The sequence below is a fragment of the Leptolyngbya sp. AN10 genome (genome assembly GCF_050565645.1).
Lineage (GTDB): Bacteria > Cyanobacteriota > Cyanobacteriia > Leptolyngbyales > Leptolyngbyaceae > Leptolyngbya.
Map to the genome: position 1 here is coordinate 304,441 of NZ_JBNXVP010000001.1, position 13,771 is coordinate 318,211.

The window sequence follows — 13,771 nt, forward strand, 5'->3', positions numbered from 1 at the left end:
GCCCCCTTCTTTCAATCGCTTATCGTTTAAACTTCATGGAATTTACTTCTAGCCAAGCCGACTTAAACGGCAGTTTAGCGCTCGTTATCAGAGCCGTTGCCTCTCGTCCCACTCATCCAATTCTCGCAAATATCCTGCTAGATGCAGATGAATCTGCCCAACTCGTCAGACTCACTGCATTCGACCTAAGTCTCGGAATCGAAAGTAGCTTTCCAGCACGCGTAATCAAAAGTGGGAAAATCACACTTCCAGCCGAGCTGCTCAAAGAAATTGTCTCGAAACTCCCCGCAGACGATGTAACACTTCAAGAAGAACCACAGAATGGCTCTGCATCGCATCTTGTCAAGATTCTATCCAATTCAGGCAAATATCAGATTCGTGGACTAGAAGCAAGTGAATTTCCAGAATTACCAGAGATCGATAAACCAGAAATTACTTTAATGTGCGAGACATTTATTCGTGGAATCAAAGGAAGTTTACCTTCTGCTTCTTCGGACGAGACAAAGCAGCTTTTGACCGGAATTCATTTGAGTCCACAATCCAACGGACTAGAATTTGCCGCCACAGACGGTCATCGATTAGCCGTCGTCACAACCACGAATCCCGAAGCAACCGAGTTACAGGAAGATCTTCCAGCGCTTACCATTCCAGCAAAAGCACTCGCGGAATTGGTCAAATTGCTAGAAGCAAATCGTCAAGAAAGCATTCAAATCAAAGCAGATCAGAGTCAAATTACATTCGACTCCGGCAAACACCGCTTGACTAGTCGACTGTTAGAAGGTCAATACCCTAACTACAAACAACTTTTGCCAAGACAATTCACTCGGTCGATCGTGTTTGATCGCAAATTATTTCTTGGAGCACTGGGACGAGTTGCAATTCTCGCCGAACAGAAAAACAACATCATCAAGATGACCGTCGAACCTGGATTAATTCAGGAAGTCGTTTTAAGTGTTGATGCTCAGGATGTTGGAAACTGTAGAGAGACGGTACCGGTCCAAGCAGAAGGTGAAGAAATGGAAATTGCCTTCAACATCAAATACCTTGCTGATGCACTCAAAGTCATGCAAACAACCGAGGTGAAAATGAACTTCAATACTTCAACAAGTCCGACCACGATCAGTCCGGTCGCCGGAGACAACATCGTTTGCTTGATCATGCCAGTCCAGATCAGATCTTGAGGGAAGAATATCTGCAAAGTAGACAACAAAGCAGAATCCATAGCCATGTTTATACATCAATATTCGCAATGTGTAAATAAAGGTAAGAACAATGACTGATAAAAACCCACTAGATCTCGAAGCGATTATAAACCCGTGCAGCGATCGAGAAAAAACGCTGTATGGTTTCACAACATCAATCAACCGCCCAGATTTCTACTCCACTCTGTTTTACACCCAATGAAACACTATCCTAGTCGAGGCATTACTTTACCGCTCATCACACTTCTGATTGCTTTATCAACTTCGTGGAGCGCAGAAGCACGTTCAGGAAAGAGTGTGCAGTCTGGAACCTTTAAGCCTTCCTCACAGACAAAGCCATCTGATGTTAAGAACAGTCCGCAGAAAGAATTAGCAACGCCAAAATCTAATTCTAGCAAGACAAAAACAAATAACGTTTTTGTCGTACCAGAGTCCCAGCCTGGAAGCAATATTGTCATTCCCGATCGAGAAACACCAGGATACAGCACAAATTCTGGCTCTGTTTCAAGCGTACAGCCAACCGATGCAACAGCCGGAAGAAATTCGTTTCTCACAGTTGTCTCTCTTGGTTTTCTCCTGCTCGGCAGCGGGTTGCTGATCTGGCTCTTGTATAAATTCATTTGTATCATGAGAACAAAACAGCCAAAATTGCTCGACAAGCCGAGTGAGTCCATAGACGATCAAGTGTCCATCACAACTGTTCAAATTGCGGTACTGGAGCAGTGTCCCGCATTTCAAAAGCAAGTCAATACCTTGATCGAAGATATCCATTCTGATAACTCGGTAAGAGCTGCCGAGGGCATTAAAGATATCGCACTGCTGCTACAGCGAAACCAGACATTCTGGACACACGCGAAAGTCTATACGCTGTATCGCTATCGCGATGAGGCAGACCAAGCGATGAATCATATCATTGCAGAAGAAAGAGCAAAATTTACTTCTGATAGCTACACCAGTCAATTTGGAAAAGTCCAATACGCAAATACAGTAGATTCTTCAAACGTCGATGCGTCAGAACCAGGACACGTTTGGATTATTACACTCGTAGTCGGATTGGAATACAGCCAAGTTCCTGGTGGAAATGCTCAATCTAGAGAAGATCTCTATGGACTTTTAACCTGGATTAGAAGCCTTAACTCTGAAACAATTCCTGCCTGTAGCATTTCATTTATGCCCGATGTGGGACCCGCACTCGGTCAAGACGAATTTGTTGAGAAATACCCCGACCTAATGATCGTTTAACCTGTTTATCACCTGGTTGAAGCTTAGTTAAGGACTGCCCCCTTCAAAACATCGCAACTTCCAGCGTGAAGCTTTTCGAGACTATGGTCTTAGATCGAGCAAAGTAGATGGAATAACGGAGGAACGAATGAAACCTAAGTAAACCGTGCAGCTACCGCCGCACGGTACTGGATAGCACGACCAGCCCGATGCTCACTAAAGCCCACTCGTCATGGTCAAGCAGAGGGTTGGCGCTTTTCTACTTCAATTTGCAATTTCAATCTGGATTTAAATTCTTGTCGAAAAGGGACTTCAGGGTTCCTTTTCGGCTTAACACACTTTTTCCCAAAAACGCTCTTAATTGGTCTCTGCAATACTCAGAAGCAGTTGTTTATGCTGAAACTGCCGTAGAATCGAGAACTGCTACAACACGTCAATTCTCTTTACCATGACCGATTACTACAACATTCTAGAGGTTGCCAGAGACGCAACTGCAGACGAAATTAAAACGGCTTACCGAAGACTTGTCCGGCAGTATCATCCTGACATTAACAAAGATCCAGACGCAGAAAACCAGATTCGAGAACTAAATCAGGCATACAAAGTTCTCTTTGATCCAATATCCAGGCAGCAGTACGACCAGTATGGAGATAGCCGCAATATCGGCAACTTCAGCACAGGACCAAACTTCTCCAGCGGATACTATGATAAAATTTACCGCAACTTCAATCAGCGGATTCACCGAAAGCCAGAAGAAGAAAGACCACACCCCAACCCTCGCCCGGGAAAATCCATTCGCTTAAGGGTTCCGATTTCTTTCCACAATTCAATTCTCGGAAGCCATCAGGAAATTAGCTTTAAGTGCGATCGTATCTGTCCAGACTGCCAAGGAATCTGCAGTAGAAAAGGGTCTCAGCCTCAGCATTGTCCGGTTTGCAAAGCGCGTGGAGAAGTGATTCGTCAAAAAGCAACTCCGTTTGGAAGTTTTAACTATCCTGAAACCTGCTCTGCGTGTAAAGGAACACGGTGGTCGCCAGCCGAAAAGTGTCAAACCTGCGATGGAAATGGTGTCGTTTCTGCAAAACAAACACTAAACCTGGAAATCCCGGCGGGAATCAGCCACGAAACGATGATAAGGCTGAACGGGCAAGGAAACTCAGGACAATTTGGTGGAAATGCAGGAGACCTAGAATTGATTATTCTTGTCGAACCCCATCCAGAGTTTCAGCGCGACGGAGCCAATTTGTATCTCAAAGCAAAAGTGCATTACACTCAAGCTCTACTAGGAGGAAACATTGAAATTAAAACCCTAGAAGGACCTTTAACAATTACAATTCCGTCCTGTACATCCGCAAACAAAATTGTGACAGTTCCAGGCAAAGGGGTTGCAATCAACGGTAATCCTCAAAATCGAGGAGACTTATTGATCAAAATAGTGATTGAATTTCCCAACATATTGTCACCGCAAGAACAAAAACTATTACAAGCAATCGCAGATCTACCCGATTGTTCATCCCCACGATCTTAATACCTATGAGCAGCACCCTTGATTTCTCCTTTATTCCAACCAATAATAAAAAAGCTGTCCCAGATACAGTTCAGGTTATCGAAGGATTACTCGATTATTTAGAATCTGATGCTTCTGGGGACTTTGCTTGCCATGTTGTTCCCAGAATTGTTGCAGGATATTTCCTTTTAGCACACCTCACCCATAAGTCTTTCATCGAGGTGTGCCAGATACGTCAAGGGTTCTCAAATCCACATCCACCATTACTCATACCCAGCACCAAAACAGCTTCATCAGAATGGACATGGATCAGCAAGACGGTTGAAACATTGCAATCTTTAGGCACGACAGCAGTCACAATCGAAACCGAAGCAAATCCACAAGCTTGGCTCATTAAAGTTTGCAGTTTGGCTCACGCGTTTGAGTATTCTATCTCTACTAGCGAAGCCGACGAGGAGATCATCGATGCGATCGCTGAAGTTTTTCGACTTGTTCTAGAGGCTCATACAATCAAGACCTCTGTATCTTTCAATCATGACTGGGTAACGCCTCACTAGGATCATAATCTCGATCGAACCCATTACAAACGTTCAAGGCGCGGCTTCCGCCACGCTCAAAACAGAAAGCAAAAAAGATTCAAACCCCCTTGACGACCGATGTAATACAATGTACTATACTTGTAGTATGTAAGTTACGTCTCAAACCTAACTTCAGGAGACAATCTTATGACCGCGACAATTCATCTTCGATATGAAGGAACAAGCCGCACCGTTTCCGCAAATCTTCCCATTCCCGCTAGCGATACTGAAGTTAAAGAAGCTGTAGTCAGTCTTCTAGAAGACGTAGATGCAGAAAAACTTCAAACTTACATCGTCGATCGCTCTAGCGGCGGTAACATTACCGTGCGCCCTCAGGCGGTGTACGGCTAAAATGGAAAAGACCGCGCCCTACCGAAAAAGCTTACACACTTAAGCTCAAAGTCGAGCATTCGCCTCCTAAGCGAACGGTTGAGAGTATCAAATCTCTCAAGTGTAGCCAAAACACAGCTTTTTCAACTTGCGCGGTCCCCTGATCTTATGATTAGCTGCGAATGCTTCCGTAACCTCATCTGTTAAGCTTACATACCCAGTAGGTTCGACTCCTACTTTTAGCAGCAAAACCGCTAAAAACGCCAAATGGTTAGGCAACAGTTCATAAAAACTGTCAAAGACAACAGCTTTTCAAACTTTTACGGAGGCCTCTTCGCTTATTATCTGTTTAATGGTTTCATGCCGTCTCCCAACCCTTGAAGCTTACACACACACAGGTTCGAATCCTGTATTTGTCGATTGACAAATTCGCCTAGTGGCTAAGGCAACAGTCTCATGCACTGTCAAAACCAGCAGCTTCACTAACTTAGACGGCATCACTTTTTTCAAATATTGGCTTGCCCAAACTGTTTCAGCGTACACACTGATAGAAATCACCTCGTGAACCCGCTGGACAAACTTGCAAGCCTCTCAAACAAATCACAAGATCGCAGCTCGGTTTCAGGGTCGATAACCTTCCAATTAAATTTAAGCCCGTACCAACGTGTATCGCATACACACAGTCCGCTTGATAGTTGGGTATTTTCGATCGAAGAAACCCATCTGGTTCGATTCCAGTGCTGTATCTGATTGCAAGCTAAACTGATACGGACTATTTTTTTTTGATGACTTATGGAACTCTTACATTCACTGACAGACTCCTACAGCAGCACAGACACGATTGAACGGTACGGAATTCTTGATCTTCAAACAAAAACGGTAATTAGCTATCGCATTTCGATGAATCGTGGCGATGGAATTCGTGAACGTCATACCCTGGAACTGCAAAATTCTAAAAATGATCCATTGTGGTTGGTTAACTGTCCTGAACACGCACTCTGGGTTTTACTTCATTCCACCGAGTGGTACAACGCCGGCTATTCATCTCCAAGCCATAGTCTCGAACCTGACAACTGCGCGATCGTCAAAGTCGTTTTATCTCAGCAAATTAGCGTCCAATCTTGCGCGATTCCAAGCGATCGAGGCTTTTTTGAACACAAATACAAAAAGCATCCACAGCAGTTTGCGGAAGCAAAATCGCACATCGAGTCTGGAAGACTGCGCTACGACTTATTCGATTTTTGTAGTTACCTGCAGCAGGAAAACGGAATCAACCCGGAGCTAATTTTAAACTGCCGACCGGCAGCATCAGAACAAGTTTAAAATAAACCACCGCGCCCTCATCGCAAGCTGCGATCTCACTTGCGTGGCAACGTAACGATTCAAGGTGCGGTGGTGTTTTGTTTAAATCCAGGAGGATTTATGAACACAACCACCGAACAAGATTTACGGCTTGGGCTACTGAACAGCTTACTAACGACTCCACACCGCAAATTGGAACAGCTCAAGGATTTGCACGCTAGCATTCTTACAGCAGATCCACTCTTCTACGGGCACTTAGCTGTTTGGTACTCAACCCACGGTGACGTGAGAGATCACTTAGAAGTAATGATCAGTTTCTTGCTCATCAGTACGCTAAAAGAACATCGCGACGCAGGCTTCATCCTACTTCAGAAACTTGCGCCCTATCAAGTTGGGCGAGTAGTAGATTTTATGAAGATTCACCTGAATAAGCTGCCTCGCTCGACGCGGAGTGCTGTAAAGCAGTATTTAAAGACGCGTGAAAGCAATATTCAGCAATTCGACGGAGCAGTCATGCGCCAGAGAACGGCAATGAAACACCTCTACGCATCGCTGCATATTAAACCGAGCGAACGCGCAAACGCGATTCTATTTCAGAACAATCCACCTGAGGGTTCTGCAACCTACTGGGTGAAAATGCTTGCAAAAGCGGTTGATGATTCTGCACGTGCAATGCTAATTGTCAGCAAGCGGATTCCCTACCCGGTTGCAGTCGGTGCAATTCGCAAACTAACGCCCACCGTTCTTGTTGCACTGATTGACAGCATGAGTCCGGCTGAAACAATCAACAATTTGAAGTCTCTCAAAGATCGAGGAGCGCTTGACCACCCAGAAATCAAAGAACTCGTAGACGCAAAACTGACTCAAGCCAAAAAGAGCAGCCGCGTTTCCGCATTCAAAGCAACCACAGCTGCTGCGGTTGCAGGCGTTGAGCAAGCGATAGTTGATCAACTCAGCGAAGTTGCAGAAAGCCAAATCAAAGCAAAAGGTCGAATTACAAGATCAACAGCTCTATTAATCGATAAATCGTCCTCGATGGACGAGGCAATCGAGGTAGGCAAACAGATTGCCACAATGATTAGCACAATCGCAACAGCAAATCTGTTTGTTTATGCCTTTGATACCATTCCATACGCGATTAACCCTAAGGGATCAAGTTTGAAAGACTGGGATGGCGCGTTTCGAGGCATTTGCTCGGCTGGAAAAACAAGCATCGGCTGCGGAATCGAAGCACTCCGCCGCAAACAGCAACGCGTTGAGCAGATTGTAATCATTACCGACGAAAACGAAAACGAAAAGCCTTATCTGTGTGACAGCCTCAAAACCTACATCAGCGAATATGGCGACGTGAACATTGTGATCGTCAAAGTCGGAACCTGGAAGTACTCAACGCTCGAAGACAACCTGCGAAAATCAGACGTTGCTTTTGAAACACTTGAATTTACGGGCGACTATTTTTCACTGCCTAATCTGATCCCAATGTTGACACAGTCCTCACGATTAGAAATGCTGTTGGAAATTTTGGAAACTCCGCTGCCGATTCGGGAGTAGGAAACTCTATACATCAGGGGAGACTATCTCCCCTTTTTTTAAGTAATTCAAGGAGGAGCAAATTGTGACTGCTTCACAAATTAATCAAGTCGATATCGGCTTCGTGATTGATACAACCGCCAGCATGGGAGGACTTCTCAATGTCGCAAAGCGGCACCTGATCGACATTGTCACGAACCTCAGTCAAGAGAAACAGCTCGATACGCAGATTGCAATCGTACAGTACCGCGATCACCCACCGCAAGATCGTTCGTTCGTCACACGAATACACCCATTCTCATCCGATCAGCAAGTAACGCAGCGTGTAATTCATGGTTTAGAAGCACAGGGTGGAGGAGATACCCCTGAAGCTGTGTATGACGGACTTTTTACGGCAATTACCCAGTTAAGCTGGCGACCTCACAGCCTGCGCATGATTACCTTAATTGGAGATGCGATTCCCCACGGATATCAATATCCAAATAAAAAGGTTGTTAACTTTGATGACCTGATCTGCCACAAAGCCTGCAATTTAACATTGAACAAAGTGACAGCCGCTGCTGAGGAACAGAAAATTGTTATTCACGCGATCGCAATTTCTGATGACCGAGAAACACTAGACGCATTCGGTCGACTTGCAGTTGCCACCGGAGGTGTTTGCGATCGCAGCAATGCTCAGAACGCCATGTTAGCCATTCGTCAAGCAATCCAAACCCAGTTTGACCAACTCGACCTCGATCGTCGCGCGGTTCAATTGCTCGCACACTCTGAATTGGACATCGGCGAACTTGCTGAGCAGTTGAACATCAATCGCCAGACGGCAGCTCAATCAGTTTCTAGATTGGCAAAGCGCAATTTGCTTCCAGAATGAACCAAACTTAACTTTAGGGCAGAAGGAAAAATGCCCTAAAGTAGGTCATTCAACTCGACTAAAATTCATGATTCACTTTTCCAGAACAGGCTTGAGCGAAGAAATTAAACCGCTTCTAGAGCAAAAATATCGCCTTATCCTAAAGGAGGCGCAAGACCTTCACGCTAGAGGCACTCTAATTGAATTTCGACATAATCCTCAAATCAAGTTCCCACAAATTGCCTTTGACTTGTGTGCAGTTTACACAGCAACCCGATCAATTTGCCTGAGAACTTGGATGTGTCAATGCTGGGTTAACTCTCGTGATAATACACCCCAGACTGTCACCCGACAGATTCATCCAGCAAATGAAATTCAGGTTAGCTGGGAGCCATCCTCTTTACACTACCGCTGCGGAAGGTCTGAACTCAAAATCACGCCCGATAATCTGACACTACAAGGCAGCAACTGGTGCGACACACCACTCAGAACTGAGTGGGATGCCCTTGATTTGATGCAGAGCTGCTTGTTCGCTGTTCAAGTCAATTCCTGGCAGCAGCGAGAGGCAATTGCATGGAATGGGCAACCCAACCTCGCTCAAATTGCGGACGCTCGAATTACGCACCGCTTACACCAATCAGGATTATCCCTTCTATGACTATTTTTCGCCACGAAACGAGCTATCGTTCGCCAGCGCTGATGCAAAAGCTGCAATCTTACCGGATTCTCGTTTGCGGAGCGGGAGCACTTGGCGCAAACATCGCTGAAAATCTTGCTCGACAAGGATTTAGATCAATCGCCGTAATTGATAGAGATCGCGTAGAAGATCAAAATCGTTCAACGCAACCTTATGGAAAATCAGATGTTGGATTGCAAAAGGTCAAAGCGCTGTATAGTCGTCTCTACCGCGAGGTTGGAATACAGATCGACACGGTTGCCAAAGAGGTCACACAGCAAAATGCCAAAAACCTGCTTCAGGGATACCAACTGATTGTAGATACATTTGACAATACTGAGTCTAGACAAGCAGTCAAGGACACTTGCTTGTCGTTGGGCATTCCCTGTTTGCACGTGGGTATGGCAAGCGATTACAGCGAAATTATCTGGAATGAAGCATATAAAGTTCCAAGCCAAACTCATGATGATCTATGCGATTATCCACTCGCTCGCAATCTGATCGTGGTTACAACCGGGATCGCGAGCGAAGTAATGATTCAATCGATCGCATTTGGAATCAAGGCTCAAAAAGCATACAGCGTCACGCTCAAAGACCTTCAAATTAGCTCCTGGGTAATTGATGAAGTTGCTGACTTCAGCACCTTCTAAAATCAAAAGCATAAAAAAGCAAGGACGAATACCCTTAAGTTCCAAGACTCAAAACCGAGAACCGCATGACAGACCTATTCTCTACAACGCGCGACATCGCCCAAGCTCAACCAGATTGAGAATCAGTGCAACGGTTTGATGAAGTTCCTTAATTTTGAAACCCTTTAATCATGCCAGACCTCCGTAACCTCATTCATGCTATTCATCAGCAACAATCAAAGCTACCGGAAACACGATTTATCTCTCCTTGTCTTCCCAACAGCAAGATCACAACTCGGATCGCTGGCTTAATCTATACCTTTACCCCAATTGATCCGAGCTATGAAGGTTGGGGCATCTTTCAACCCCAGAACGAACAAACTGCCTGCAAGATTGAAGATGCATCACTGCCAGAAATCGAACAATACCTCGAACAATTTCAAAGTCTCCGGGTCCGGCTAATCTTTCCAATCAAAGGACAAACCTGGCTGGCTTATCCAATTAATGAAACAGCAATGCGTGAGCGCGTTGGGGCAGCTAAACCGATTGCAATTCATTTAGTCACCGAAGGATTGCAGTTTAGATCCGCGATCGGGCGATGGACTGGAAAATCCCTGTGGTTTGAATCCACCGATTTTAGAGCAGATCCAATAATGCCCGACCAGTTAAATGAGTGTTTGAGACAAGGAATCATCGCTGAGGATCTTCGATTAAAGGGACTAACTCCGGAGGATCGGATTGCCTATCAAATTGCATCGCAACACACCAAAGCGTTTTCTGGACAAGGAGACGAACAGAGGTTACGTAGCGCACTTACCCACGCTGGAGGCGAACTAAGGCAGTTCGAAGATCGAGGACAGTTTTGGCGAGTTGAATGGACGACATCCGATGGAGAGCGTCACATTAGCGCAATTTCTAAAGAGGACTTGACTGTTATGAATTCAGGCATTTGTCTTAGCGGACGAGATCGGCAGTTCGACTTAACCTCGCTCGTCGGGGTCATTGAGAAGCGATACAGTGACTCGTACGAAAACGATGACTAGAAGCTCGGCAGCAACAAAATGCGATCGCATTTTAAAGGGATCTTGGATTTTTGTTCAATATTTACAAATTTACTGAGGCATCAAGATGATTGCAATCGGATACTGTGTGGCTAAATTTTTATCTCGCTATAGTGAAGACAGAGATCAAGATCAACGTGGAGATCACTATCGCATTGTGTCTCGTCATCGAACTTTAGCAGAGGCAATTAAAAAGAAAGATTGGGAAAATTTGACTCATGATTATAGTACCTTTGACGTTTTCATCGTAGGAATTGACGGAAAATACTACAAACCCACTGAACGTCAAAAATACCTAGCTCAATACCCAAAGCTAGATCGGTATCATTTTGATTTAATTCCCCCTTCTTACTTGCAGCTCTTTTGGAAAAAATGGCTAAGAGGCGCGACTGGACAAAAGAATGGAGTTCTTAAGTAGGGAATACGCTGCTTAAGCAGGAAATACAGTGTTTCACTAGAATCATCGTTTCCGTCCTGAATGCAGAGAGTAGGGACCCTGATTCCGATGAATTGTGTGAATTCACATCGCTACCCGATCACCTCATCAAATCTACTTTACCTTACAATGCTAGTCTTTGCTGCAAACAACAAAGGGTCTTGGGTTCACTATTGGTCCGGAAGAACTCAAGCCCATCAGGTGACTGTGTTAGGTCACCTTTGGAGTCCCGATTCTAGATCGCGAATTACTGTGTATCCTCACCTTCCCTACGCGCTCGATAACGGAAAATACATCCGTGATGAACGCGATGAAGTCTGGGATCGAGACTTATTTATCGACCACTGCGACCAAATTTTACATCTTCCTAAAAGCCCGCTCTGGCTAACTGTTCCAGACAAGCGGCGCGATGCGATCGAAACGCTCGAACTCTGGCGAGAATGGGAACCTAAATTGCGAAAATATCAAGTTCCGCTGGCATTTGTTTTACAAGATGGGATTAACCTAAATGACATTCCAGAAACAGCCGATGTTCTTTTTGTGGGTGGATCAGACAATTGGCGTTATCCAAGGTTAAAAGAGCTAGTCGCGGTGGCTGGAAAAAGACCTCTGCATGTCGGTCGAGTTAATGGAAATCGTGTGTGGCAATGCCATCGCGCTGGTGTGTCCAGTGTTGACGGCTCCGGCTGGTTTCGCGGCGACAAGCAGCAGCTTGAAAAACTTGAACGCTATGTCCGAGCACAAATCGGAGAGGCTCAAGTGCCGCATCACGACCAGCTTGATTTGTTTAGCGGTCAGCACGAGTACCTTTCATATTTTAGCATCTATCGTCCTCATTTAAGCGCGGAAGCCCTGATCGAGAAAACAAAAGACCCAACTCCCTTGACCAAACAGCGCCGGATTCCTGACAACATCGAGTCTGACCATCTGATTCAGGCAATGTCCCACTGGCGATCGTTCGGACCTGTTCCATTTCGCCAGCGACCTCAGAAATATGCCGTATTCTGGAACAACGATCTGTTTCCAGTTAAACTTCTCATTGCTCGATCAAATGTTTATGCCAATGGCATTCTTCTAAATACAAGTCGGTTTTGCGGTGGAATTGAAGAAGCCAATCGATTCGTCGAGCGCCGAGGACTTCAAATAGTCCACTTAAAAGCCCAAATCGCAGCATAATCGTTGGAATTGCGAAAAACCCAAATGCAATGTAGTCAATTTCCCTCCCCCACCTGAAGAAGGGAGCTTCCAATCTCCCAGAAATTATTTACGTGAGAATAATCGAAGTCTTGAGTGTAAGAAACCTTTGAAGAACCAGAGAAGCGTATGAGTTTTACCAGAACAGAAGCAGCAGGTAGAGCAAAGCAATGGGCTAATGAGACAGGTAAACCTCAGATCGTTTATCAAGATGAATGTGGATATTTCCTGGCAACTTCATTAGAGCGGTACAACTCAGATCCGCAGGGCTATAAACGGGTTTCTGTTTTGGAGATCATTCAGCCAGAACAGAAACCGGTGTAATTCAATAAAAAGGCAGGTATAGAATATTTGCTCCTTCACCCCAATCTATTTCCCCACTATGAACATTACATTCGTGATTGAACTTCCTCAAGACCGAAACCGCATGGGCAAGATTTATGCCCTGAACAGCGATCGACAGCGAGTCATGGGACCCTATGCGATCGCTGCAAAAGCAGACGGAATAACCGCTACTCACTACAACAATCGAGATCGAAATCCGCTACGTCCCTATGGAGACTTTCCGCTCGGTCAATATCAAATCACCAACTTCTACCCCAGCAATTTTGGAATTGAGAGTTATGGCAACAATGGAATCCTGATGCTGACTCCTGTTCACGGTGACGGCGTAACCGCTCAACACAACGGGCGACAAATCTTTATGATTCACGCTGGAGGACTCGAAGAACGAGGAGTACTTCAACCAACCAACGGCAGTTTGCGGGTTTCTGCACCAACAATGAGACAACTAACATCTGTGATAACGCAGATCGGTTTCGGCATCAGGTGTGAAGTCATTGCAAGCCAACCGATGATGACAATGGAGCGAATTGGCAGGGATACAGGATTAGAGACAGGCGATCCTGCTCAACCCCCTCAGGTGAAAGCGGCACCTACGGCTGCTCAACCCAGTACTCATCCTACCCGTTCATCAAACCGTTTGCGACTCCAAAATCAAAACGAGTTTGATGATGATCTCGTATTGGAAAGTGAATTCTTTCCCGTTTATGAAAACGATTCAATTTACATCGAAACTGACCCAGGAGTTCAACCCGAAACACCTAGCGATCTAGACTCATTCGACAATTGCAATCAATTCACAGAAGACCTGCAGCAACCTGAAAACCCTTCTGCAAATGAACTGTGCTTCAGTGATGAATTTGATTCGTCGCTGGGCAGCGAAACCGAAGATTCCTCAATGTACTAACCGATC

At 45.2% G+C, this 13,771-nt stretch carries 17 protein-coding genes and 1 tRNA gene; 17 read left to right on the forward strand and 1 reads right to left on the reverse strand.

The annotated features are described in order from the left end of the window. Positions 1-35 precede the first annotated feature (35 nt). Both dnaN and ACQ4M5_RS01535 read left to right on the forward strand, forming a co-directional pair. Entirely contained in the window at positions 36-1,181 is a 1,146-nt protein-coding gene (gene dnaN / locus ACQ4M5_RS01530; protein ID WP_430673842.1) for a DNA polymerase III subunit beta, read from the forward strand. Between the two features lie 91 nt (positions 1,182-1,272). Then, on the forward strand, positions 1,273-1,404 hold the full coding sequence (locus ACQ4M5_RS01535) for a hypothetical protein (RefSeq protein WP_430673843.1): 132 nt from the start codon (positions 1,273-1,275) through the stop codon (positions 1,402-1,404). Between the two features lie 4 nt (positions 1,405-1,408). On the opposite strand, the gene ACQ4M5_RS01540 is transcribed toward ACQ4M5_RS01535, so the two are convergent. Next, on the reverse strand, positions 1,409-1,756 hold the full coding sequence (locus ACQ4M5_RS01540) for a hypothetical protein (RefSeq protein ID WP_430673844.1): 348 nt from the start codon (positions 1,754-1,756) through the stop codon (positions 1,409-1,411). Positions 1,757-1,829: 73 nt separating this feature from the next. Here ACQ4M5_RS01540 and ACQ4M5_RS01545 point away from each other — a divergent pair, with 73 nt between their 5' ends. From ACQ4M5_RS01545 to ACQ4M5_RS01615, 15 genes are all read left to right on the forward strand, one after another. Beyond that, entirely contained in the window at positions 1,830-2,444 is a 615-nt protein-coding gene (locus ACQ4M5_RS01545; protein ID WP_430673845.1) for a DUF1517 domain-containing protein, read from the forward strand. Positions 2,445-2,871: 427 nt separating this feature from the next. Beyond that, positions 2,872-3,951, forward strand: coding sequence for a DnaJ C-terminal domain-containing protein (locus ACQ4M5_RS01550; protein WP_430673846.1), 1,080 nt, complete (start codon positions 2,872-2,874; stop codon positions 3,949-3,951). A gap of 5 nt (positions 3,952-3,956) precedes the next feature. Next, entirely contained in the window at positions 3,957-4,487 is a 531-nt protein-coding gene (locus ACQ4M5_RS01555; protein WP_430673847.1) for a hypothetical protein, read from the forward strand. A 168-nt stretch (positions 4,488-4,655) separates the two neighbouring features. Next, on the forward strand, positions 4,656-4,859 hold the full coding sequence (locus tag ACQ4M5_RS01560; protein WP_430673848.1) for a hypothetical protein: 204 nt from the start codon (positions 4,656-4,658) through the stop codon (positions 4,857-4,859). Between the two features lie 34 nt (positions 4,860-4,893). Beyond that, a tRNA-Arg gene (locus tag ACQ4M5_RS01565) sits at positions 4,894-4,968 on the forward strand. Positions 4,969-5,630: 662 nt separating this feature from the next. Beyond that, on the forward strand, positions 5,631-6,161 hold the full coding sequence (locus ACQ4M5_RS01570) for a hypothetical protein (RefSeq protein ID WP_430673849.1): 531 nt from the start codon (positions 5,631-5,633) through the stop codon (positions 6,159-6,161). 99 nt (positions 6,162-6,260) lie between these two features. Next, a complete protein-coding gene (locus ACQ4M5_RS01575) occupies positions 6,261-7,691 on the forward strand; it encodes a hypothetical protein (RefSeq protein ID WP_430673850.1) in 1,431 nt (476 codons plus the stop codon). Between the two features lie 64 nt (positions 7,692-7,755). Next, positions 7,756-8,541, forward strand: a complete 786-nt coding sequence (locus ACQ4M5_RS01580; RefSeq protein WP_430673851.1) for a VWA domain-containing protein — start codon at positions 7,756-7,758, stop codon at positions 8,539-8,541. A 67-nt stretch (positions 8,542-8,608) separates the two neighbouring features. Further along, positions 8,609-9,178 carry a hypothetical protein gene (locus ACQ4M5_RS01585; RefSeq protein ID WP_430673852.1) on the forward strand — a complete coding sequence of 190 codons (570 nt, stop codon included), beginning with the start codon at positions 8,609-8,611 and terminating at the stop codon, positions 9,176-9,178. Further along, positions 9,175-9,846 (forward strand): ThiF family adenylyltransferase, encoded by a 672-nt coding sequence (locus ACQ4M5_RS01590; RefSeq protein ID WP_430673853.1) that lies wholly within the window; start codon positions 9,175-9,177, stop codon positions 9,844-9,846. Before ACQ4M5_RS01585 ends, ACQ4M5_RS01590 begins: the two co-directional genes overlap by 4 nt. 170 nt (positions 9,847-10,016) lie before the next feature. After that, entirely contained in the window at positions 10,017-10,868 is an 852-nt protein-coding gene (locus ACQ4M5_RS01595) for a hypothetical protein (RefSeq protein WP_430673854.1), read from the forward strand. A gap of 85 nt (positions 10,869-10,953) precedes the next feature. Further along, positions 10,954-11,304 (forward strand): hypothetical protein, encoded by a 351-nt coding sequence (locus ACQ4M5_RS01600; protein ID WP_430673855.1) that lies wholly within the window; start codon positions 10,954-10,956, stop codon positions 11,302-11,304. Positions 11,305-11,574: 270 nt separating this feature from the next. Beyond that, on the forward strand, positions 11,575-12,498 hold the full coding sequence (locus tag ACQ4M5_RS01605; protein ID WP_430673856.1) for a hypothetical protein: 924 nt from the start codon (positions 11,575-11,577) through the stop codon (positions 12,496-12,498). 147 nt (positions 12,499-12,645) lie between these two features. Beyond that, complete coding sequence (locus ACQ4M5_RS01610; RefSeq protein ID WP_430673857.1) at positions 12,646-12,840, forward strand: hypothetical protein; 195 nt, start codon at positions 12,646-12,648, stop codon at positions 12,838-12,840. Positions 12,841-12,898: 58 nt separating this feature from the next. Next, a complete protein-coding gene (locus tag ACQ4M5_RS01615; protein ID WP_430673858.1) occupies positions 12,899-13,765 on the forward strand; it encodes a hypothetical protein in 867 nt (288 codons plus the stop codon). Positions 13,766-13,771 lie beyond the last annotated feature (6 nt).